General features: G+C 72.9%; 4 protein-coding genes. All 4 read left to right on the plus strand.

All coding sequences use genetic code 11. The features are described from left to right. The first annotated feature begins 230 nt into the window (after positions 1-230). The 4 genes from ACFZDJ_RS34635 (at position 231) to ACFZDJ_RS34650 (ending at position 24,682) form a co-directional block, all read left to right on the plus strand. Positions 231-15,092 carry an SDR family NAD(P)-dependent oxidoreductase gene (locus ACFZDJ_RS34635; protein ID WP_391064799.1) on the plus strand — a complete coding sequence of 4,954 codons (14,862 nt, stop codon included), beginning with the start codon at positions 231-233 and terminating at the stop codon, positions 15,090-15,092. 127 nt (positions 15,093-15,219) lie between these two features. Continuing rightward, on the plus strand, positions 15,220-20,694 hold the full coding sequence (locus ACFZDJ_RS34640) for an SDR family NAD(P)-dependent oxidoreductase (RefSeq protein ID WP_391064936.1): 5,475 nt from the start codon (positions 15,220-15,222) through the stop codon (positions 20,692-20,694). Positions 20,695-20,721: 27 nt separating this feature from the next. Further along, complete coding sequence (locus ACFZDJ_RS34645; RefSeq protein WP_391064802.1) at positions 20,722-23,838, plus strand: beta-ketoacyl synthase N-terminal-like domain-containing protein; 3,117 nt, start codon at positions 20,722-20,724, stop codon at positions 23,836-23,838. Positions 23,839-23,902: 64 nt separating this feature from the next. Continuing rightward, a complete protein-coding gene (locus ACFZDJ_RS34650) occupies positions 23,903-24,682 on the plus strand; it encodes an arylamine N-acetyltransferase (RefSeq protein WP_391064804.1) in 780 nt (259 codons plus the stop codon). Positions 24,683-24,684 lie beyond the last annotated feature (2 nt).

A 24,684-nucleotide genomic window follows, 5' to 3' on the forward strand; every position in this document is an offset into this window, starting at 1 on the left:
TCCCGGCCTCGCGGGCCGGTCGCATCGGCACCCGCACATCCTCCTCCCCCCGCACCGCCAGGGGGTTAGGTCTGGGAGCTGCTAGGGGGGTGGTCAGGGGGTGGACCGCTCCCCGATCACCTGAGACTGATCAACGGCAGCCATGCGCCTGACAAGCGTGCACCAGCGCAGATCTCAGGGTTCCGCCCGGCATCCGTCGGGTGCTCCGCCAGACCGAGAGGTGTAGTGACATGCTCCGAACCGAGCTGATCCGGCCGCTTCCCGAACTTCTGAGGGGGCACGCCGTCCGCTTCGGGGCCAAGGTGGCCTTCCGTGACGCTCGACGGAGTGTGACCTACGCCGAACTGGAGCTGCGGACACGGCGGTTGGCGGGTCATCTGGCCGGGCTGCGGCTGCAGCCGGGCGACCGGGCCGCGATCCTGCTGAGCAACAGTGTCGACACGGTGGAGAGCTACCTGGCGATCACCCGGGCCGGCGCGGTCGGTGTGCCGCTCAACCCGCGGGTGACCGAGACCGAACTGGCCTATCTCCTGGACGACAGTGGCGCCCGCGTCGTCATCACCGACCCGTCCAGGGCCGGTCTGCTGAGCGGGCTGGTGAGGAGTCGGCCCCATTTGCGGGTGGTCGTCACCGGTGCGGCCGGGATACCGGCCGGGGCTCCCGCGGGCACCGTGTCGTTCGCGGCGCTCGCCGCCTCGGAGCCCACCCTGCCGGCCAGGGACGACCTCGGGCTGGACGACGTGGCGTGGCTGCTCTACACCTCCGGCACCACCGGCAAACCCAAGGGCGTGCTCTCGACGCAACGCAACTGCCTGTGGTCCGTCGCCGCCTGCTACGTGCCCGTGCCGGGCCTGTCGCCCGAGGACCGGGTGGTGTGGCCGCTGCCGCTGTTCCACTCTCTGTCACACATCGCGTGTGTGCTCGGTGTGACCGCGGTGGGCGCCTCGGCGCGGATCGTGGACGGCTTCTCCGCCGACGAGGTCCTAGCCGCCATGGAGGAGGAGAACGCGACCTTCCTCGCGGGTGTGCCGACCATGTACCACTACTTGGTCCGGGCCGCGCGGGAGCATGGGTTCAGGGCCCCGTCGCTGCGGATGTGCCTGGTGGGAGGGGCGATCACGACGGCGGATCTGCGCCGTTCGTTCGAAGAGGTCTTCGGGGCGCCGCTGCTCGATGCGTACGGCAGTACGGAGACCTGCGGCTCGATCACCATCAACTGGCCGACCGGAGCCCGCGTCGACGGTTCTTGCGGACTGCCGGTGCCCGGACTCGGCGTACGGCTGGTCGACCCGGAAACGGGGCTGGACGTCGCACCGGGCGAGGAGGGCGAGGTCTGGGTGCGCGGGCCGAGCGTCATGCTCGGATACCACAACCAGCCCGAGGCGACGGCCGCCGCGTTGAAGGACGGCTGGTACCACACCGGCGACCTTGCCCGCAGGGATGGTGAGGGTTACTTCACCATCACCGGCCGGATCAAGGAACTCATCATCCGCGGCGGGGAGAACATCCACCCCGGCGAGGTGGAGGAGGTGTTGCGCCGCGTGCCCGGCGTGGCCGACGTCGCCGTGGTCGGCAAACCGCACGAGGTGCTGGGCGAGGTCCCGGTGGCCTTTCTGGTACCCGACCCGGAAGGCCTCGATCTGGAGCAGCTGTTCGCCGCCTGCCGAGAGCAGCTGTCGTACTACAAGGTGCCCGAGGAGCTCTACGAGATCGAGCAGATCCCGCGGACCGCATCCGGGAAGGTCACCCGGCATGTACTGCTGGAGCAGCCGACCCGGCTCAGGGCATCGAGCAGCGGCCGCTACGAGTCACTGTTCCGCATCGACTGGACGCCGCTGCCCTCGGTGCGGGCGCCCCGGACGGAACCCGGCCGGTGGGCCGTGGCCGAAAGCACGGACGGATCCGGCACGGGTGTCGCCGACGGGCTGATGGCGGCCGGGGTGCCCGTGGACCGGTACGAAGGGCTCGACGCGGTGCGGGCCGCCGTCGACGCCGGGGAGCCGGTCCCCGCCGTGACCGTCCTCGACCTCACGGCCTTCCCTGAACCGTCCGCCGAGGACGGGCCCGCCGAGGCCGCCGCACTGCGGGAACTCGTCCGGCAGCTCGAACCCTGGTCGGCCGACGCAGGGCTCGCCGAAGCCAGGCTCGTCGTGCTGACCCGGCGCGCCGTTGCCGCCGGTTCCGCCGAGGACGTCGAGGACCCCGTACGGGCCCCGCTGTTGGGCTGGCTGCGCTCGGCGCAGGCCGAGCTCCCCGGTGGGCCGGGCCGACTGATCCTCGCGGACATCGACGGCGAAGCGGCGTCCGTGGCGGCGCTGCCGGTGGCGCTCTCGGCGGCCGAACCGCAGTTCGCCGTCCGCGGCGGTGTGGTGCTGCTGCCGGGACTCGCCCAGGTCTCCTCCGTCACTGACCGGGAGCCGACGCCCCTGCTCGACCCACAGCGGACCGTCGTGGTCAGCGGTGCCGAGGGGCGGACCGGTGCCGCCGTGGCCCGGCAGCTCGTCGCCGGCCACGGGGCCCGCCACCTGCTGCTCATCAGCCCGCACGGCCGCTCGGACCCGGCCGCCGCCACGCTCAAGGCCGAACTGGCCCGCGCGGGTGCCAAGGTGCGTCTCGCCGCCTGCGACGTCACCGACGGCAAGGCCCTCGCGGCCGTGCTGGCCAAAGTCACGCGCCCGCTGACCGCCGTGGTCCACGCCGCCGCGGACACCGCGAACCTCGAGCAGGCGATCGCCGGCGCCCGTCGGCTGGACGAGCTCACCCGGAACCTCCCGCTGACCTCCTTCGTGCTGATCTCCTCGGTCACCGGGGTGCTCGGCGCGCCCGGCCAGGGGGAGCGGGCCGCGCAGGCGGTCCTTCTCGACACGATCGCCCGGCGCCGTCGCGCCGCCGGGCTGCCCGCGCTCTCCTTCGCCCTCGGCCCCTGGGACCAGGACGCCGCCGACGGGGCGCCGGTGGGCGTCGGGGTGCTCCCCGCGCACGAGAGCCTGGCCCTGTTCGGCGCCGCACACGCGGCCGACGAGCCGTACCTCGCCGCGATGCGGCCCGACACCACGACGTTGCGGGCCGGTGCCGTACCGGCCCTGCTCCGAGGCCTGATCGACGCGCCCGTCGCCGCCGCCGAGGCGGATGAGGCCGAGTCTTCCGCGCTGCGTGCCCGGCTGCGTGACCTGTCTCGTTCCGAACAGCAGCGGATCCTGCTCGACCTGGTGCTCGACGCGGTACGCGAGATGGCGGTTGGGGGCGAGGCGGGCGCCCACCGCACATTCAAGGAACTCGGCTTCACCTCGGTCTCCGCGGTCGAACTGCGCAACCGGATCACCACGGTCACCGGCTTCGGGCTGCCCGCCACGCTCGCCTTCGACTACCCCACGCCGGCCGCCGTCGCTCGCCACCTGCACACCGAACTGCTGGGCGACGGACTGGCGGACACGGCCGACGAGCCGGTCACGCCCGTCATCTCCGACGATCCGATCGCGATCGTCGCGATGGGCTGCCGACTGCCCGGCGGGGTGGCCTCGCCGGAGGAGCTGTGGCGGCTGGTGTCCGAGGGCGAGGACGCGATCTCGCCGTTCCCCGAGGACCGCGGCTGGGACCTGGAGCGGCTCTACGACCCGGACCCCGACCACGCCGGCACCTCGTACGTCAGGCACGGGGGATTCCTGCACGACATGGCCGAGTTCGACGCGGCGTTCTTCGGGATCTCGCCGCGCGAGGCGCTCGCGATGGACCCGCAGCAGCGGCTGCTGCTGGAGACCTCCTGGGAGGTGTTCGAACGGGCCGGAATCGACCCGACCTCGCTGCGCGGCAGCAAGATCGGCGTGTTCTCCGGAGTGATGCACCACGACTACGCCAGCAACCTAGCCAAGGTCCCCGACGGTTCCGAGGGCTACATCGGCATCGGTACGGCCGGCAGTGTCGCCTCGGGCCGGGTGTCGTACACCCTCGGTCTGGAGGGCCCGGCCATCACCGTCGACACTGCCTGCTCCTCCTCGCTGGTGGCGCTGCACCTGGCGGTGCAGGCGCTGCGGTCCGGCGAGTGTTCGATGGCGCTCGCCGGCGGCGTGGCCCTGATGGCCACGCCCGGGGTGTTCGTGGAGTTCTCGCGGCAGCGAGGCCTGGCGGTGGACGGCCGGATCAAGGCGTTCGCCGGGGCAGCCGACGGCACCGCGTGGTCCGAGGGCGTGGCCGTCGTCCTCGTCGAACGGTTGTCGGATGCGCGGCGGTTGGGGCATCCGGTGCTGGCGGTGGTGCGGGGTTCGGCGGTGAATCAGGACGGTGCGAGCAATGGTCTGACGGCGCCGAACGGTCCGTCGCAGCAGCGGGTGATTCGTGCGGCGTTGGCGTCGGCGGGTTTGACGGCTGTGGATGTGGATGTGGTGGAGGCGCATGGTACGGGGACCACGCTGGGGGATCCGATCGAGGCGCAGGCGGTGTTGGCGACGTATGGCCAGGGGCGTGAGCGGCCGGTGTGGTTGGGGTCGTTGAAGTCGAACATCGGTCATGCGCAGGCGGCGGCGGGTGTGGCTGGTGTGATCAAGATGGTGTTGGCGTTGCGGCATGGGGTGTTGCCGCGGACGTTGCATGTGGATGAGCCGACGTCGAAGGTGGACTGGTCGGTGGGGGCGGTGGAGTTGCTGACCGAGGCGCGGGAGTGGCCGCGGACGGGACGGCCCCGCCGCGCCGGCATCTCCTCCTTCGGCGTCTCGGGCACGAACGCCCACGTCATCGTGGAGCAGGCGCCCGAGGACGAGCCCACCGAACTGCCCGCAGGCGAACGGGGAGGGGTACTGCCCTGGCTGGTCTCCGGTGGCACCCAGGGCGGGGTGCGTGCCCAGGCAGGCCGGCTGGCGGCCTTCGTGGAGCGCGGCGCCCAGACGGACACCGTCTCCACCGCCTACTCCCTGGCCGCCACCCGCGCCCAGCTCGGCCACCGGGCCGTGGTTCTCGCCGACGGCCGTGACGACGCGCTGGCCGGGTTGCTCGCCCTGTCCCGCGGCGAGTCCGCGTCGGGTGTCACCGAGGGTGCTGTCGTCGCCGGTCGGCTGGCGTTGTTGTTCACCGGGCAGGGCAGTCAGCGGGTGGGTATGGGCCGTGAGTTGTACGAGGCGTTCCCGGTGTTCGCCGAGGCGTTCGACGCGGTGTGTGCCGAGGCCGACGGGCAATTGGGGTGTTCGCTGAGGGAGTTGGTGTTCGAGGACGCCGGTGGGGTGTTGGACCGTACGGAGTTTGCTCAGCCGGCGTTGTTCGCGGTCGAGGTGGCGTTGTACCGGTTGCTGGAGTGGTTCGGCGTACGGCCCGATTTCCTTGCCGGGCATTCCGTCGGTGAGGTCGCCGCCGCGTATGTCGCGGGTGTCTGGTCGTTGCCGGATGCGGTACGGCTGGTCGTTGCCCGGGGGCGGCTCATGGGCGGTCTGCCATCTGGCGGGGTGATGGTCGCGGTCGAGGCCTGCGAGTCGGAGGTGGTCGAGTCCCTGGCCGGTCGGTCGGGGGTTGATGTCGCTGCTGTCAACGGGCCTACTGCTGTGGTTCTGTCCGGAGTGGCGGAGGCGGTCGAGGAGGTGGCCGCGGAGCTGGCTGCGCGGGGGCGTCGTACCAAGCGGCTCACTGTGAGCCATGCTTTCCACTCCGTTCTGATGGAACCGGTACTGGAGGAGTTCCGTGCGCTGGTCGCCGGGCTGACCTTCAACGCTCCCTCGATTCCTGTTGTCTCCAACCTGACGGGAGAACTCGCGGGCGCCGAACTGCTGACCGCTGACTACTGGACCCGTCACATCAGGGCCGCGGTCCGTTTCGGTGACGGGGTGCGGCAGTTGGCCGACTCGGGCGCTGTCACCTTCCTGGAGGTGGGCCCCGGCGGAGTGCTGACCGCGATGACCCAGGACAACGTCACCGGCGATCCCGAGACCTTGGCATTCGTGCCCGCGCTGCGCGCCCAGGGATCCGAGGAGCGGGCCGTACTGGCTGCCCTGAGCCGACTGCATGTGCGCGGTGTCCAGGTGGACTGGGGTGTGCTGTTCGCCGGTTCGGGCGCGCGGCGGGTGGAGCTGCCCACGTACGCGTTCCAGCGCGAGCGATTCTGGTTGGAGCCCGGCGCCGGCGCGGGTGACGCGGACGGCCTTGGTCTGCAGGCCGGCGGGCACCCCCTGGTGGGCGCGCTGGTCCGCCTTCCGGGCTCCGGCGGTGTGCTCGCGACCGGTCGGCTGTCGGCGGGTACCGATGGCTGGCTCGCCGACCACCGGGTCGCCGGCGCGGTCGTGCTACCGGGTACGGCCCTGGTCGAACTCGCCGTCCGGGTCGGCGACGAGGTGGGTACCGGCGCGGTCGAGGAACTCGTCGTCGAAACCCCGCTGGCCGTCCCCGACAAGGGTGGGTTGCGGTTGCAGGTCGCCGTCGCGGGCCCGGACGAGACCGGACGGCGCGAGGTGAGCATCTACAGTTCCACCGACGCCGAGACCTGGACGCGGCACGCCCGCGGAGTGCTCACCCCGCAGACGCCGGACGCCGGTTTCGAGCTGACGCAGTGGCCCCCGGCCGACGCCGAACCGGTCGACCTGGACGGGTTCTACGAGGCACGGGCCGCGGCCGGTCTGGAGTACGGGCCGCTGTTCCAGGGGCTGCGGGCGGCCTGGCGGCGGGGCGAGGAGGTGTACGCCGAGGTCGCGCTGGACCAGGACGTCGACGCGGGCGGCTTCGGGCTCCACCCGGCGCTGTTCGACGCCGCGCTGCACACCGGGATCCTCGCCGGCGTCGGCGACGACGGCCGCGGTGGCACGCTGCTGCCGTTCGCCTGGAACGACGTCACCCTGTACGCGTCGGGCGCCACCGCCCTGCGCGTGGCGGTCACCCCGGACGGCGCGGGCGGTATGGCGTTGCGCGCCGCCGACCCGGCGGGTGCGCCCGTCGCCGCCGTGCGGTCGCTGAGGCTGCGGCCGCTGTCCGTCGGCCAGCTCTCCGCGGCCGCTTCGGTGGCGCAGGAGTCGCTGTACCGCGTCGACTGGACGCCGGTCGCCCCGGCCGGGAAGCCGCTGCCGCTGACCGCGTTCACCGACCCGGCGGCTCTGGCCCAGGCCGTACGCGAGGGCGGCAGCGTGCCCCAGGCCCTGCTCTTCGACCTGACCGGTCGCGGGGACCTGGCCTGTCGCGGTGAGTCGGCCGACCGAAAGGCCCTGCCCGGTCGCCCGTCGGACACGATCGCCGAGACCTGCCCGCAGCGAGTCCGCGTCCTGACCGCCCACACCCTGGACGCCCTGCAGAGCTGGGCCGCACAGCCCGAACTGGAGCCCGCCACACTGGTGGTCGTCACCTACGGGGCGGTCGCGGTGAACAGCACCGACGAGATCCACGATCCGGCGGCCGCGGCCGTGTGGGGCCTGGTCCGCTCCGCACAGTCGGAGAACCCGGACCGCATCGTGCTGGTGGACCTCGACCGGGACCCGGCGTCCCGCGAGGCGCTCGGCGCGGCTCTGGCCACCGGAGAGCCGCAACTGGCGCTGCGTGCCGGCACGGCCACCGCCCCCCGGCTCGCCCGTGGCACCGGCGGCGCGCTGCCCGTTCCGGCGGACACCGCCGCATGGCACCTGGACGTCACCGAGCCCGGCACCCTGGCCAACCTGGCTCTGGTGCCCGGCCCCGGCGCGGCCCCGCTGGCCGAGGGTCAGGTCCGGGTGAGCGTACGCGCCGCCGGCGTCAACTTTCGCGACGTCATGATCACCCTCGGAATGTACCCGGGCGACGCACCGCTCGGCGGCGAGGGCGCGGGTGTGGTGGTCGAGGTCGGCTCCGGCGTCACCGACCTCGTGCCCGGCGACCGGGTGATGGGCCTGCTGGAGGAGGGCTTCGGGCCGCTCGCGGTGGCCGACCGGCGCAAGCTGGTACGGATGCCCCGGGGCTGGTCGTTCGAGCAGGCCGCCTCGGTCCCGATCGTGTTCCTCACCGCCTACTACGGGCTGCACGACCTCGCCGGGCTGCGGGCCGGACAGGCTGTGCTGGTGCACGCGGCGACCGGCGGCGTCGGCTCGGCCGCGGTGCAGCTCGCCCGGCACTGGGGCGCGGAGGTGTTCGGCACCGCCGGCCCCGCCAAGTGGGAGGCGCTGCGCGCTGCCGGTCTCACCGACGACCACATCGCCAGCTCCCGAGACCTCGACTTCCGGGACCGGTTCCTCGCCACGACCGGCGGCCGCGGCATGGATGTCGTCCTCGACTCGCTCGCGGGCGAGTTCGTCGACGCCTCCCTCGAACTGCTGCCGCGCGGCGGCCGGTTCCTGGAGATGGGCAAGACCGACATCCGGGACGCCGCGGAGGTCGCGGCCGCCCACCCGGGCGTCGACTACCAGGCGTTCGACCTGGCCGAGGCCGAGCCGGAGCGGGTCCAGGAGATCCTCACCGAGCTGGCCGGACTGTTCGAGAGCGGGGTGCTTCAGCCGCCGCGGCTCAAGGTGTGGGACGTACGGCACGCCCCCGAGGCGTTCCGCCACCTCAGCCAGGCCCGGCACATCGGCAAGGTCGTACTGACCGTGCCGCGTGCCCTCGACCCCGAAGGCACGGTGTGGGTCAGCGGCACCGGCAGCCTGGGCGGCCTGACCGCCCGACACCTGGTCACCGAACACGGCGTACGGCACGTTCTGCTCACCAGCCGACGCGGCGCCGCAGCCGACGGAGTGCCCGAACTCGTCGCCTCCTTGCGCGAACTGGGCGCTGAGGTCACCGTCATCGCCTGTGACACGGCCGACCGGGACCGGGTACGGGCCGTCCTCGACGCCGTCCCGGAGGACCGCCCGCTGACCGCGGTGGTGCACACCGCGGGTGTTCTCGACGACGGCGTGATCTCCGCGCTCACCCCCGAGCGGCTCGACACGGTCTTCGCACCGAAGGTCGACGCCGCATGGCACCTGCACGAGCTCACTCGAGACCTGGACCTGGCCGCGTTCGTGCTGTTCTCCTCGGCCGCGGGCACGCTCGGCAACCCAGGGCAGGGCAACTATGCCGCCGCCAACACCTTCATCGACGCGCTCGCCCGACACCGGCGCGCCCAGGGCCTGCCCGCCACCTCGCTCGCCTGGGGCTTCTGGTCGTACGGCAGCGACATGACGGCCCAGCTCGACGGTGCCGCGCTGCAGCGCACCAAGCGGGGCGGCATGCTCGGCCTCACCGCGGAGAGCGGCATGGCCCTGTTCGACGCCGGGCTGGCCTCCGCGGACGCGGCGCTCGTCCCGACCGTCCTCGACCTCGCGGAGCTGCGCGCCACACCCGCCGACGACCCGGTGCCGCCGCTGCTACGCGGCCTCGTCCGGACCGGCCGGCAGACCGCGCGTGGCGCCACGGTGGCGGGCGGTTCACTGGCCGACCGGCTCGCCGCGCTGCCCGCCGACGAGCAGGAGCGGTTCCTCGTCGACCTGGTACGTGGCCACGCCGCCACCGTCCTCGGGCACGCCTCGCCGGACACGGTCGACGCCACCCGTGCCTTCAAGGACGCCGGGTTCGACTCGCTGACCGCCGTCGAACTGCGCAACCGGCTCGGCGCCGGCACCGGCCTGCGGCTCCCGGCGACGGTCGTCTTCGACTACCCGACCCCGACCGTGCTCGCCCGGCACCTGCGGACCCAGCTGCTCGGCGACCGGGCCGACGCGCCCGCAGACGCCCCTGTCGCGCCCGCCCCGGCCGTGGCCGACGACGACCCGATCGCGATCGTCGCGATGAGCTGCCGGTTCCCCGGCGGGGTGGCCTCGCCCGAGGACCTGTGGCGGCTGGTGGCCGACGGTGTCGACGCGATCGGCGACTTCCCCGGCAACCGGGGCTGGGATCTGGACCACCTGTTCGACCCCGACCCGGAGCAACCGGGCACCTCCTATGTGCGCCAGGGCGCCTTCCTGCATGACGCCGGGGAGTTCGACGCCGGGTTCTTCGGGATCTCGCCGCGCGAGGCGCTCGCGATGGACCCGCAGCAGCGGCTGCTGCTGGAGACCTCCTGGGAGGTGTTCGAACGCGCGGGCATCGACCCGGGCAGCCTCGTCGGCGCCAAGGTCGGTGTGTACACCGGCCTGATCAGCCACGACTACACCTTCGGCATGCACAACGACGCGGGCGACCTGGAGGGTTACCGGCTCACCGGCACCGCGGGCAGCGTCGCCTCCGGCCGGGTCAGCTACTTCCTCGGCCTGGAGGGGCCCTCGCTCAGCGTCGACACGGCCTGCTCCTCCTCGCTGGTCAGCCTGCACCTGGCGGTACAGGCACTGCGGTCGGGCGAGTGCTCGATGGCGCTGGCGGGCGGCGCGATGCTGATGGCCTCGCCCGACACCTTCGTGGAGTTCTCCCGCCAGCGCGGACTGGCGGCGGATGGCCGGATCAAGGCGTTCTCCGGTATGGCGGACGGTACGGCCTGGTCCGAGGGCGTTGGTGTGTTGCTGGTGGAGCGGCTTTCGGACGCGCGTCGGTTGGGCCACCCGGTGCTGGCGGTGGTGCGCGGTTCGGCGGTCAACCAGGACGGTGCGTCCAATGGGCTGTCCGCCCCTAATGGTCCGTCTCAGGAGCGGGTGATCCGCGGGGCGCTGGCGGTGGCGGGGTTGACGACGGCGGATGTGGATGTGGTGGAGGCGCACGGTACGGGTACCACGCTGGGTGATCCGATCGAGGCGCAGGCGCTGCTTGCGACGTATGGGCAAGAGCGGTCGGCGGAGCGGCCGTTGTGGCTGGGTTCGTTGAAGTCCAACATCGGTCACGCGCAGGCCGCCGCTGGTGTCGCTGGAGTGATCAAGATGGTGATGGCGCTGCGGCACGGTGTTCTGCCGAAGACGCTCCATGTCGACGAGCCGACGCCGAAGGTGGACTGGTCGGCGGGTGCGGTGGAGTTGCTGACCGACAACCGGGACTGGCCGGCTGTGGACCGGCCGCGTCGTGCGGGTGTGTCCTCCTTCGGTGTCTCCGGTACGAACGCCCACGTCATCCTGGAACAGGCCCCCGCCGACGAGAGCGCGCGGACGCCCGAGGAGGCCGGGGCCGGGTCCGGTCCCGGGGAGACGGACGGCCCGCTGCCGTGGCTGCTGTCCGCCAAGAGCCGGGGCGCCCTGCGCGGCCAGGCCGAACGCCTCGCCGTCCATCTCACGGACCACCCCGCGCAGTCCGCCACCGACGTGGCGTACTCGCTGGCCACGACCCGGGCCGACCTGGAACACCGGGCCGTCGTGGTCGCCGCGGACAAGGACGACGTCCGGGCGGGACTCACCGCGCTCGCCGCCGGCGAACCCTCGCCCGAACTGGTCACCGGTACCGCCGACGTCCGCGGCAAGACGGTCTTCGTCTTCCCCGGCCAGGGGGCCCAATGGGCCGGCATGGGCGCCGAACTCCTCGACAGCTCACCCGTGTTCGCGGCCCGGATGGCCGAGTGCGCGGCGGCCCTCGCCCCGTACACCGACTGGTCGCTGCTGGACGTGATCCGGCAGACCGAGGGCGCGGCCTCCCTGGACCGGGTCGACGTCGTCCAGCCCGTCTCCTTCGCGGTGATGGTGTCGCTGGCCGCCCTCTGGGACTCGCTCGGCGTGACCCCCGACGCGGTCGTCGGCCACTCCCAGGGTGAGATCGCCGCGGCCGCCGTCGCGGGCGCCCTGACGATCCACGACGCCGCGAAGGTCGTGGCGCTGCGCAGCCGGGCCATCGCCCGCGGCCTGGCCGGCCAGGGCGGCATGATGTCGGTTTCGCTCCCCGCCGAACAGGTCACGCGGCGGCTGTCCGACGGCGTGGAGATCGCCGTCGTCAACAGCCCCTCCTCGGTCGTCGTCGCCGGAGCGCCCGCCGTGCTCGAAGGCCTTGAGGCCGAGCTGAGGGCGCAGGGCGTCCGGGTCCGCATGCTCCCGGTCGACTACGCCTCGCACAGCTCGTACGTGGAACTCATCCAGGACGAACTGGCCAGGCTGCTCGCCGGGCTGGAGCCGCGCCGGGCCGAGGTGCCGCTGTACTCGACGGTCGACGGAGAATGGCAGGACGGCACCGGGATGGACGCCGGCTACTGGTACCGGAACCTGCGGCAGACCGTACGGTTCGCGGAGGCCACCGGGGCGCTGGTGGACCAGGGCCACCGGGTGTTCGTCGAGGTCAGCGCGCACCCCGTGGTCGCCACCAGCGTGCAGGACGTGCTGGACGGCCGGGACAGTGTGACGGCCGTGGTGACCGGCACCCTGCGCCGTGACGAAGGCTCGCTGATACGGGTCCTCAAGGCCTGGGCCGAACTCCACGTACGCGGAGCGGAGACCGCCAAGGAGGCCCCGTTCGCCGGGACCGGGGCGGCCCGGGTCGACCTGCCGACGTACGCCTTCCAGCGGGAGCACTACTGGCATGCCGACACCCCGGGCTCCGGCGACCTGAATGCCGTCGGACTGGACGCGGGCAGCCACCCGCTGGTGGGCGCGGTGGTGCCGCTGCCCGGCTCCGGCGGAGTGCTCGCCACCGGCCGGCTCTCCCCGGCCACCAGCGACTGGCTCCCCGACCACCGGGTGTCGGGCGTAAGCGTGGTGCCCGGCGCGGCCCTGGTCGACCTGGTCATCGGGGTCGGCGACGAGGTCGGCGCGGGCGTCGTGGAGGAACTCGTCATCGAGACACCGCTGGTGGTCGACGGCCGGGCCGGGACCCGGATCCAGGTCACGGTCGCCGACCTCGACGAGGCGGGCCGTCGTGAGGTGAGCGTCTACGGCTCCGCCGAGGGCGAGGTCTGGACCCGCCAAGCGCGCGGCGTCCTCGTCGAAAGCGGCACCGGCGCGGACTTCGAGCTCGGCCAGTGGCCACCGGCCGGCGCCGAACCCGTCGCCGTCGACGGGTTCTACGAGCGGCAGTTCGACGCCGGTCTGGAGTACGGGCCGCTGTTCCAGGGCCTGACCGCGGTGTGGCGGCGCGGCGAGGAGGTGTTCGCCGAGGTGGCGCTGCCGGAAGACACCGAGCCCGGCGGATACGGGCTGCACCCCGCTCTGTTCGACGCCGCCCTGCACGCCGGTGGCTTCGCCGGGGCCGGCGGCGGCAGCGAGGAGGGCCCTCTGCTGCCCTTCGCCTGGAGCGGAGTCGAGCTGCACGCGTCCGGGGCCACGGCCCTGCGGGTCGCAGTCACACCGGACGGCTCCGGTGGCATGGCGCTGCGCGCCGCCGACGAGTCGGGCGCGCCCGTACTGTCGGTCGGCTCGCTCGTCCTGCGGCCGATCGCACCAGGGCGGCTGACCGCCCTGTCCGGGGCGACGGACACGCTGTTCCGGCTGGACTGGACCCAACTGGTGCTGCCGGCCGGGGCGGGGGAACTGCCGGAGTACGCCGGGGCGGCCGCGTACGCGGTGGGCGGGGACGGCCCGCTGCCCGGTGAGGCCGGGGCGGCCGCCGTCGACGGGTCGGCGCCCGCGGGCCCGGACGGACTCCTCCCGGAGGTCACCCCCGGCGACGGCGCCACGCCCGACGCCGTCGTCGCCGACCTCCTGGCGCTCGCCGAGACCACCGGCCCGGACGGGACCGGGGACGCCGACGGCCCGTGGCGGGTGCGCCGACTGGCCGGCCGTACCCTCGCCCTGCTCCAGCGGTGGCTCGCCGACCCGGACCGGGCACGGACCAGGCTCGTGCTGGTCACCCGTGGCGCCGTCGCCGTGCACGGCCCCGACGAGATCACCGACCCCGCCGCCGCGGCGGTCTGGGGACTGGTCCGCTCCGCCCAGTCGGAGAACCCGGGCCGGATCGTCCTCGCCGACCTCGACGCCGACCCGGCGTCCCGGGCCGCGCTGCCCGCCGCCGTCGCCACCGGCGAGCCCCAACTGGCGCTGCGGGCCGGTGAACTGTCCGTACCGCGGCTGGCCCGCGCCGCCGTAGAGCCTGCCGGGGCCGGCCGCCCGCTGGACCCCGACGGCACCGTGCTGATCACCGGCGGCACCGGCATGATCGGTCGGCTCGTCGCCCGTCATCTGGTCACCGAGCACGGTGTCAGGCATCTCGTGCTGACGGGCCGCCGCGGCCGTCAGGCGCCCGGCGCCGCGGAACTGGGCGCCGAGCTCACCGCGCTCGGCGCCGAGGTACGGGTCGAGGCGTGCGACGCCGCCAACCGGGAGGCGCTGCGCACCGTGCTCGACGGCATCCCGCAGGCCCACCCGCTGACCGGTGTGGTGCACGCGGCCGGTGTGCTGGACGACGGAGTGCTCGCCGCGCTCACTCCGGAGCGTCTCGACACGGTCTTCTCACCGAAGGTCGACGCCGCATGGAACCTGCACGAACTCACCCGGGACCTGGACCTGGCCGCGTTCGTCCTGTTCTCCTCGGCCGCCGGTGTCTTCGGCACCCCCGGCCAGGCCAACTACGCGGGGGCCAATGGCTTCCTCGACGGTCTCTGCCTGCTCCGGCAGGCGCGGAAACTGCCCGCGACATCCCTGGCCTGGGGTCTGTGGGCCGACGCCAGTGGGATGACCGGCCATCTGAGCGAGGCCGATCTGCGGCGCAGCCGGCGCGGCGGCATGCTCGGACTGTCGTCCGACGAGGGCATGCGGCTGCTGGACGCCGCGCTCGGGTCCCATGAGGCCCTGCTCGTGCCGGCGAGGCTGGACCTCGCCGGGCTCGGGGCTCGTGGCGACGCCGGGGCGGCCGAGGTTCCGTCGCTGCTGCGAGGCCTGGTCAGGCCGCTCGCCCGGCGCACCACGCGGGCCGGCCGGCGGCCCGAGGGGCCCTCGCTCGCCGACCGGCTGGCGACGCTGCCCGACGCCGAACGGACCCGCGTCCTGCTCGATCTGGTCACCGCCCAGGTCACCACGGTCCTCGGCCGCTCCCCGGCCGACGCCATCGAGCCCACCCGGCAGTTCAAGGACCTCGGCTTCGACTCGCTGCTCGCGGTCGAACTGCGCAACCGGCTCGGCGAGGCCACCGGGATCCGGCTGCCGGTGTCCCTCGTCTTCGACCACCCGACGCCCACGGCCCTCGCCAGGCAGCTGAAGGAGCAGCTGGTGCCCACGGTGGAGGAGCCCGCGGCCGGAGGTCCGGCCGGCGGCGGGGAGGGCGTCATCGAGATCGACGACGACTTCGACCTCGACGCGGCCAGCGACGACGACCTGTTCGACCTCATGGACAAAGAGCTCGGCAGCTCCTGAACCCGCGACAAAGAGCCCGGCAGCGAACCGGGCACCCCGTGAATCCGTCCGCGCCGCACTCCGACCGAGGGGCTGACCTGGCATGACCACCCATGACGAGAAACTCCGCGAATACCTCAAACGCGCACTGGCGGACCTGCGCAGCACCGGCAAGCGGCTGCGCGAGGTGGAGGCGGCCCGGACCGAGCCGGTCGCGATCGTCGCGATGGGCTGCCGGCTGCCCGGCGGGGTCGCTTCCCCGGAGGACCTCTGGCAGCTCCTCGAACGCGGTGGCGACGCCGTGTCCGGCTTCCCCGAGGACCGCGGCTGGGACCTGGAGCGGCTGTACGACCCGGACCCGGACCACCCCGGGACCTCGTACGTGCGGGAGGGCGGATTCCTGCACGACGCGGCGGACTTCGACGCGGCGTTCTTCGGGATCTCGCCGCGCGAGGCGCTCGCGATGAACCCGCAGCAGCGGCTGCTGCTGGAGACCTCCTGGGAGGTGTTCGAACGGGCCGGAATCGACCCGACGACCCTCGAGGGAAGCCGGGTCGGGGTGTACGCGGGTGTCATGTACGCCGACTACGTGCCGCACGGCCGGGTCCCCGCCGAGGCCGAGGGCCTCCTCGGCATCGGCAACTCCGGCAGCGTCACCTCGGGCCGGGTGTCGTACACCCTCGGTCTGGAGGGCCCGGCCATCACCGTGGAGACGGCCTGTTCCTCCTCGCTGGTGGCGCTGCACCTGGCGGTGCAGGCGCTGCGGTCCGGCGAGTGTTCGATGGCGCTCGCCGGCGGCGTCGCCGTGATGTCCACCCCCGACGTGTTCATCGACTTCTCGCGGCAGCGCGGCCTGGCCGCCGACGCCAGGATCAAGGCGTTCGCGGGGGCCGCCGACGGCACCAGCCTCGCCGAGGGCGCCGGAATACTGCTGCTGGAACGGTTGTCGGATGCGCGGCGGTTGGGGCATCCGGTGCTGGCGGTGGTGCGGGGTTCTGCGGTGAATCAGGACGGTGCGAGCAATGGTCTGACGGCGCCGAACGGTCCGTCGCAGCAGCGGGTGATTCGTGCGGCGTTGGCGTCGGCGGGTCTGACGGCTGTGGATGTGGATGTGGTGGAGGCGCATGGTACGGGGACCACGCTGGGGGATCCGATCGAGGCGCAGGCGGTGCTGGCGACGTATGGCCAGGGGCGTGAGCGGCCGGTGTGGTTGGGGTCGTTGAAGTCGAACATCGGTCATGCGCAGGCGGCGGCGGGTGTGGCTGGTGTGATCAAGATGGTGTTGGCGTTGCGGCATGGGGTGTTGCCGCGGACGTTGCATGTGGATGAGCCGACGTCGAAGGTGGACTGGTCGGTGGGGGCGGTGGAGCTGCTGACCGAGGCGCGGGAGTGGCCGCGGACGGGACGGCCCCGCCGCGCCGGCATCTCCTCCTTCGGCATGAGCGGAACCAACGCCCACGTCATCATCGAAGAGGCCCCCCCTGAAGAGGCCTCCGCCGAGGGAGCCCCTGCCGAGGAGCCGCCCGCCCAGGCGAAGCCGGCGCCGGAGGGTGTCGTCGCGCGTCCCGCGGCCGTCGCCCTCCCCTGGCTGTTGTCCGCGAGGTCCGCGCCCGCGCTGCGGGCTCAGGCCGCCGCCCTGCTCGCTCGCGTCGAGGGCGATCCGGGCCTCTGTCCGGCCGACGTCGCGCACGCTCTGGCCACCACCCGCGCGGCCCTGCCCCGGCGGGCCGTGCTGACCGCCGAGGAGCGCGAGGGCTTCGTCAGCGGCCTCAGGGCCCTCTCCGCCGGGGAGCCGGCACCCGTCGTCACCGAGGGTGCTGTCGTCGCCGGTCGGCTGGCGTTGCTGTTCACCGGGCAGGGCAGTCAGCGGGTGGGTATGGGCCGTGAGTTGTACGAGGCGTTCCCGGTGTTCGCCGAGGCGTTCGACGCGGTGTGTGCCGAGGCCGACGGGCAATTGGGGTGTTCGCTGAGGGAGTTGGTGTTCGAGGACGCCGGTGGGGTGTTGGACCGTACGGAGTTTGCTCAGCCGGCGTTGTTCGCGGTCGAGGTGGCGTTGTACCGGTTGCTGGAGTGGTTCGGCGTACGGCCCGATTTCCTTGCCGGGCATTCCGTCGGTGAGGTCGCCGCCGCGTATGTCGCGGGTGTCTGGTCGTTGCCGGATGCGGTACGGCTGGTCGTTGCCCGGGGGCGGCTCATGGGCGGTCTGCCATCTGGCGGGGTGATGGTCGCGGTCGAGGCCTGCGAGTCGGAGGTGGTCGAGACCCTGGCCGGTCGGTCGGGGGTTGATGTCGCTGCTGTCAACGGGCCCACTGCCGTGGTTCTGTCCGGAGTGGCGGAGGCGGTCGAGGAGGTGGCCGCGGAGCTGGCTGCGCGGGGGCGCCGTACCAAGCGGCTCACCGTGAGCCATGCTTTCCACTCCGTTCTGATGGAACCGGTACTGGAGGAGTTCCGTGCGCTGGTCGCCGGGCTGACCTTCAACGCTCCCTCGATTCCTGTTGTCTCCAACCTGACGGGAGAACTCGCGGGCGCCGAACTGCTGACCGCTGACTACTGGACCCGTCACATCAGGGCCGCGGTCCGTTTCGGTGACGGGGTGCGGCAGTTGGCCGCCTTGGGCGCTGTCACCTTCCTGGAGGTGGGCCCCGGCGGAGTGCTGACCGCGATGACCCAGGAAGTGCTGCGCGACGGTGCCGGACCGGACGGCGGGTTCGTGCCGCTGCTGCGCCGCGACCGCCCGGAGCCCGGTTCCCTGCTCGCCGGGCTGGCCCGGGCCCATGTGCGCGGCGTACACGTCCACTGGGCCGCGCTGTCCGCGGGCACGGACACGCGGCGGGTGGAGCTGCCCACGTACGCGTTCCAGCGCGAGCGTTACTGGCTGGCCGTAGACATCGCCTCCGCCGACGTGGCCTCCGCCGGACTCGACACCGGTGACCATCCGTTGCTCGGCGCCCTCGTCACCCTTCCGGGCTCCGGCGGTGTGCTCGCGACCGGTCGGCTGTCGGCGGGTACCGATGGCTGGCTCGCCGACCACCGGGTCGCCGGCGCGGTCGTGCTACCGGGTACGGCCCTGGTCGAACTCGCCGTCCGGGTCGGCGACGAGGTGGGTACCGGCGCGGTCGAGGAACTCGTCGTCGAAACCCCGCTGGCCGTCCCCGACAAGGGTGGGTTGCGGTTGCAGGTCGCCGTCGCGGGCCCGGACGAGACCGGACGGCGCGAGGTGACCGTACACAGCTCGCACGACGGCGGCGGATGGACCCGCCATGCGCGCGGCACGCTGGTGGCCCAGCCCGACCCGCCCGCCCGTGAACGGGGGGCATGGCCGCCGGCCGGCGCCGAACCCGTGGCACTCGACGGCTTCTACGAGAGTCGGTCGGACGCCGGGGTCGAGTACGGGCCGCTGTTCCAGGGGCTGCGGGCGGCCTGGCGGCGGGGCGAGGAGGTGTACGCCGAGGTCGCGCTGGACCAGGACGTCGACGCGGGCGGCTTCGGGCTCCACCCGGCGCTGTTCGACGCCGCGCTGCACGCGGGCGGCGCGGTCGGCGTCGGCGACGACGGCCAGGAGGGCACCCTGCTGCCGTTCGCCTGGAACGACGTGGCGCTGTTCGCGTCGGGCGCGACCGTTCTGCGCGTGACCCTCGCACCCGCCGCCGACGGCGGCATGGCCCTGCGGGCGGTGGACCCGGCGGGCGCGCCGGTGCTGTCGGTGGGTTCGCTGGTGCTCCGGCCGCTGACGGCCGGGTCGCCGGGCACCGGCCAGGGCACGGACGACGCGCTGTTCCGGGTCGACTGGAGGCCCGTGCCGGCGGGCGAACAGCCGGGTGCGCTGGAGGAGTTGACGGATGTCACGGCGCTGGTCGAAGCCGTGCGCCAGGGCGGCAGCGTGCCCCAGGCGCTGGTCGTCGACCTCACCGAGGCCGCTGCGGCTGTCGACTCCGCCTCCCTCCCCGACGCCCCCCGACGGGCCCGCACCCTCACCACCCGCGCCCTCGACGCCCTCGTGTCCTGGTCCGCCGCCGACGAACTCGCCGCCTCCCGGCTGGTTCTGGTCACCCGCGGCGCCACCTCCGACGTCCCGGACCCGGCCGCCGCCGCCGTATGGGGGCTCGTCCGGTCCGCGCAGTCCGAGAATCCCGACCGGGTCGTCCTCGTCGACCTCGACGACGACCCCGCCTCCCGCGCCGCGCTGCCCGCAGCCGTCGCCACCGGCCAGGCCCAGCTCGCCATACGCGCCGGAGTGCTCCTCGTACCCCGGCTCACCCGCGCCGCCGCGCCGCCCGCCACCGCCGCCCGTGACCTCGACCCCGACGGTACGGTCCTGATCACCGGCGGCACCGGTGCCCTCGGCCGGGTGGCCGCCCGGCACCTGGTCACCACGCACGGCGTACGGAGACTGCTGCTCGCCAGCCGGAGCGGCGAGCGCGCCGAGGGCGCCGTGGAGTTCGCGGCCGAGCTGCGGGCCCTCGGCGCGGAGGCCACGGTGGTGGCGTGCGACGCCGCCGACCAGGAGGCGCTGCGCGCCCTGCTCGACACCGTTCCGGCGGAGCATGCGCTGACCGCGGTGGTGCACACCGCGGGTGTTCTCGACGACGGCGTGATCTCCGCGCTCACCCCCGAGCGGCTCGACACCGTGCTGCGGCCCAAGGCGGACGCCGCCTGGAACCTGCACGAGCTCACCCGGGACCTGGACCTGGCCGCATGGGTGCTCTACTCCTCGGTCGCCGGCACGGTGGGCAGCGCGGGCCAGGGCAACTACGCCGCCGCCAACGCCTTCCTCGACGCGCTGGCCCGGCACCGGCGCGCCCAGGGGCTGCCCGCCACCTCGCTCGCGTGGGGCCTGTGGGACCAGGACAGCGACATGACCGGCGGGCTGGCGGCCGCTGACCTCGACCGGGTGGCCCGCAGCGGCCTGTTGCCGATCTCCGCCGAACAGGGCATGACGCTGTTCGAGACCGCGCTGCGCGGCGAGGAGCCGGCGCTGGTGGCGGCCCGGCTCGATCTGGCGGGCATTCGAGAGCGGGCCGGGACGGCGGGCGTGCCCACCTTGCTGCGCGGGCTGGTGCGGCCGCCGCGCGGCACGGCTGCCGGGAACACCGCGGGCGGCGGCGACTCGCTGGCCGTACGGCTGGCGGGGATGACCGCACCGGACCGTACCAGGACCCTGCTGGAGCTGATCAGAAGTCAGGTCGCCCTGGTGCTCGGGCTGCCGGGGGCGGACGCGGTGGAAGAGGAACAGGCGTTCAAGGACTCCGGGTTCGACTCGCTCACCGCGGTCGAGCTGCGCAACCGGCTGGCGGCCGCCACCGGGATCCGGCTGCCGGCGACGCTGGTGTTCGACTTCCCGACACCGGTGGCGCTGGCCCGCAGGCTGCTGGCCGAACTGGTAACGGAACCGGCCGCCGGCGAGGAGCTCGGCGAGGCGCGGGAGAGCGAGCTGCGCGCCGTGCTGGCGACCGTGCCGATCCGCCGCCTCCGTGAACTCGGTGTGCTCGACGCCCTGCTGGGCATCGTGGAGCCCCCCACGGCGCGGACACCGGCGCGTCCGGCCGAGGACGCCCGTGCCGCCATCGCCGAGATGGATGTCGACAGCCTCATCGCCAGGGCGCTGGACAGCGCCGACCACTGAAGCCGATTGCGAACGGGGAGCCTTTCGATGAATGCCCAGCCTGCCCGCGATGAGAAGCTCGTCGCGGCCCTGCGCGCCTCGCTGCTGGAGAACGAGCGGCTGCGGGTGGAGATCCAGCGCGCCACCGAACCGGTCGCCGTCGTCGGCATGGCCTGCCGGCTGCCCGGCGGAGTCGCCTCGCCCGAGGAGCTGTGGCGGCTGGTCTCCGAGGGCGGCGACGGGATCACGGAGTTTCCCGGAAACCGGGGCTGGGACCTGGACCGGGTCTACCACCCCGATCCCGACCAGCCGGGCCGCACCTATGTGAAGGAGGGCGGGTTCCTGCATGACGCCGGGGAGTTCGACGCCGGGTTCTTCGGGATCTCCGACCGTGAGGCGCTCGCGATGGACCCGCAGCAGCGGCTGCTGCTGGAGACCTCCTGGGAGGTGTTCGAACGCGCGGGCATCGATCCGACATCCGTACGCGGCACCGACGTCGGCGTGTACGTGGGGCTCATGCACCACGACTACGCGACGGGCCTGGAACGGCTGCCCGAGGGCGTGGAGAGCTTCCTCGGCATGGGGAAGTCGGGCAGTGTGCTCTCCGGCCGGGTCTCGTATGTGATGGACCTGGTCGGCCCGTCCGTCACCCTGGACACGGCGTGTTCGTCCTCGCTGGTCAGCCTGCACCTGGCGGTACAGGCACTGCGGTCGGGCGAGTGCTCGATGGCGCTGGCGGGTGGGGTGACGGTGATGGCCACGCCGGCCCCCTACGTCGACTTCTCCCGCCAGCGTGCGCTGGCGGCGGATGGCCGGATCAAGGCGTTCTCCGGTATGGCGGACGGTACGGCCTGGTCCGAGGGCGTTGGTGTGTTGCTGGTGGAGCGGCTTTCGGACGCGCGTCGGTTGGGCCACCCGGTGCTGGCGGTGGTGCGCGGTTCGGCGGTCAACCAGGACGGTGCGTCCAATGGGCTGTCCGCCCCTAATGGTCCGTCTCAGGAGCGGGTGATCCGCGGGGCGCTGGCGGTGGCGGGGTTGACGACGGCGGATGTGGATGTGGTGGAGGCGCACGGTACGGGTACCACGCTGGGTGATCCGATCGAGGCGCAGGCGCTGCTTGCGACGTATGGGCAAGAGCGGTCGGCGGAGCGGCCGTTGTGGCTGGGTTCGTTGAAGTCCAACATCGGTCACGCGCAGGCCGCCGCCGGTGTCGCTGGAGTGATCAAGATGGTGATGGCGCTGCGGCACGGTGTTCTGCCGAAGACGCTCCATGTCGACGAGCCGACGCCGAAGGTGGACTGGTCGGCGGGTGCGGTGGAGTTGCTGACCGACAACCGGGACTGGCCAGCTGTGGACCGGCCGCGCCGTGCGGGTGTGTCCTCCTTCGGTGTCTCCGGTACGAACGCCCACGTCATCCTGGAACAGGCCCCCGCCGACGAGACCGACGAGACCGACGAGACCCCCGAGCCCGTGCGGCCGGCACACGGGCTGCTGCCCTGGGCGGTGTCCGGCAAGAGTCCCGCGGCACTGCGCGCCCAGGCCGCCCGCCTGCTGGCCTTCGCGGAGGCCGACCCGGGGCTGGACCTGGTGTCCGCGAGCCATGCCCTGACCACCACACGGACCGCGTTCGAGCACCGCGCCGTGGTCGTCGCCGGCACCAGGGACGAACTGCTGCGTGGGCTGGAGCAGCTGAGCCAGGACCAGCCGGCCCCCGAGGTGGTGCGCGGCGCGAGGGTCTCGGGCCGGCTTGCGGTCCTCTTCACCGGGCAGGGCAGCCAGCGCCTGGGCATGGGCCGTGAGCTGTACGCCGGGTTCCCGGTCTTCGCCGCGGCCTTCGACGAGGTGTGCGCCGAGCTCGACGTACGGATCGGCCGCTCACTGCGGGAGCTGGTGTTCGCCGCCGCCGACGACGAGGGACTACTGGACCGCACCGGGTACGCCCAGCCCGCCCTGTTCGCGCTGGAGGTGGCGCTGTTCCGGCTGCTGGAGAGCTGGGGGATCCGCCCCGACCACGTCGGCGGACACTCGATCGGCGAGCTGACCGCCGCCTACGTCGCCGGCGTCTGGTCGCTGCCGGACGCGGTCGAACTGGTCGCCGCCCGCGGCCGGCTGATGCAGGGGCTGCCGGCGGGCGGTGCCATGACCGCGGTGCAGGCCACCGAGGACGAGGTGCTGCCGCTGCTCACCGAACGCGTCGGGCTCGCCGCGGTCAACGGACCCCGCTCGGTGGTGCTCTCCGGAGACGCCGACGCGGTCGCCGCGATCGCCGACGGGTTCGCCGCCGAGGGACGCCGGGTGAAGCGGCTGAAGGTGTCGCACGCCTTCCACTCCCCGCACATGGACGGCATGCTCGCCGCGTTCGAGAAGGTCGCCGCAGGGCTGGAGTACCACGAGCCCACGCTGCCGGTGCTGTCCAACCTGACCGGCCGCACCGCCACCGCCGCCGAACTCACCTCGCCACGCTACTGGGTGGACCATGTGCGGCAGGCCGTGCGCTTCCTCGACGGCGTCCGCGCCCTGCAGGGCCAGGGGGTCACCACCTTCCTGGAGCTGGGCCCCGGCGGCGTGCTGACCGGCATGGGCCAGGACTGCGTCACCGGTGACACGGCGAAGCTCGCTTTCGTACCGGCCCTGCGGCCCGGGGTGGCCGAGAGCCGCGCCGTGCTGACCGCGCTGGCCCAACTCCACGTCAGGGGCCGGGCCGTCGACTGGCCCGTCTCGCTGACCGGCACGCGGCGGATCGACCTGCCGACGTACGCCTTCCAACACCGTCACTACTGGCTGGAGGCCACGACTTCCATGACTTCCATGGACACGACCACCGAGGATGCCGCACCCGAGGAGACCGAGCAGGCGGAGGCCACCCGGAAGGCGCTGATCGCCAGCCTGGAGGGGCTCAGCGACGACGAGCGGCTGCAGAAGCTGCTCGACCTGGTCATCGCCGAGGCGACCGTGGCGATGTCGCTGCTGGAGGAGCCGACGGTAGAGGCCATCGAGGCGGACAGCGCCTTCTTCGAGATCGGCTTCAACTCGCTGACCGCCGTGGAGCTCCGCAACCGGCTCGTGGAGGCCACCGGGACCGCGCTCACCCCGATGCTGCTCTTCGACTACCCGACCCCTGAGTTCATCGCCGACTTCCTCAACGACGAGCTGAAGACGGCCTGACCCCCACGTTCCTGCCCCGGCTCCCGCGACGCGGGAGCCGCTCAACCCCGAGGTGGTACCGGACATGTTCGACGTCGACCTCTACTTGCGGAAACTCGGCTGCACCGGGTCGCGGGAGCCCTCCCTCGACCTGCTGAACGAGCTGCAGAAGCGGCACATGATGGCCATCCCCTTCGACAACTCCCTCAACGCGGACGCCGAGCGTGGGTTCGACGTGCTGCTGGAGGTGGACATCGACGACGACACCGTCTTCAGGGCCGTCGTCGAGGGCGGCCGTGGCGGGGTCTGCTATGAGCTCAACGGCCTGTTCCGGCGACTGCTCACCGAACTGGGCTTCGAGGTGAAGGTCCTGGCGGCCGCCGTCATCCAAGTGAACGGCACCTTCGGCCCGGAGCTCGAGCACATCTTCAACTGCGTGGAACTCGACGGCGAGCGCTATCTGGTCGACGTCGGGCTCGCCGGCCCCTCGTACCTGGAACCGCTGCGGATCACCGACGAGATCCAGGAGCAGCACGGCTGCCAGTACCGGCTGGTGGAAGAGGACGGCTACCAGGTGCTGCAGCGCCGCGCCAAGGGCGGCGACTGGAGCGCCTCGTACCGCTTCAAGGACCAGTACCGCGAGATCTCCGACTGGCAAAAGCTCGTGCCCGACATCGCGAACTTCCCGCTGGAGCAGGTGCTGATCGGCACCCGGATACACAGCCGCGCCTTCGACAACGGCCAGATGGTGCTGATCGGCAAGCGTTACCTGCGGGTGGAGGACGGCGTGGAGGAGATCAAGGTGCTCACCAGTCCCTCCACGTTCAAGCAGGTCGTACGCCAGATCCTCACGCCCGACGCCTGACC

Origin of the sequence: Streptomyces sp. NPDC007896, assembly GCF_042959425.1 — a bacterium.
Taxonomy (GTDB): domain Bacteria; phylum Actinomycetota; class Actinomycetes; order Streptomycetales; family Streptomycetaceae; genus Streptomyces.

Excerpts from the sequence above, each read along its gene's own strand:
- ACFZDJ_RS34635 (WP_391064799.1), top strand. The coding sequence starts at position 231 with ATGCTCCGAACCGAGCTGATCCGGCCGCTTCCCGAACTTCTGAGGGGG.
- ACFZDJ_RS34645 (WP_391064802.1), top strand. The coding sequence starts at position 20,722 with ATGAATGCCCAGCCTGCCCGCGATGAGAAGCTCGTCGCGGCCCTGCGC.
- ACFZDJ_RS34650 (WP_391064804.1), top strand. The coding sequence starts at position 23,903 with ATGTTCGACGTCGACCTCTACTTGCGGAAACTCGGCTGCACCGGGTCG.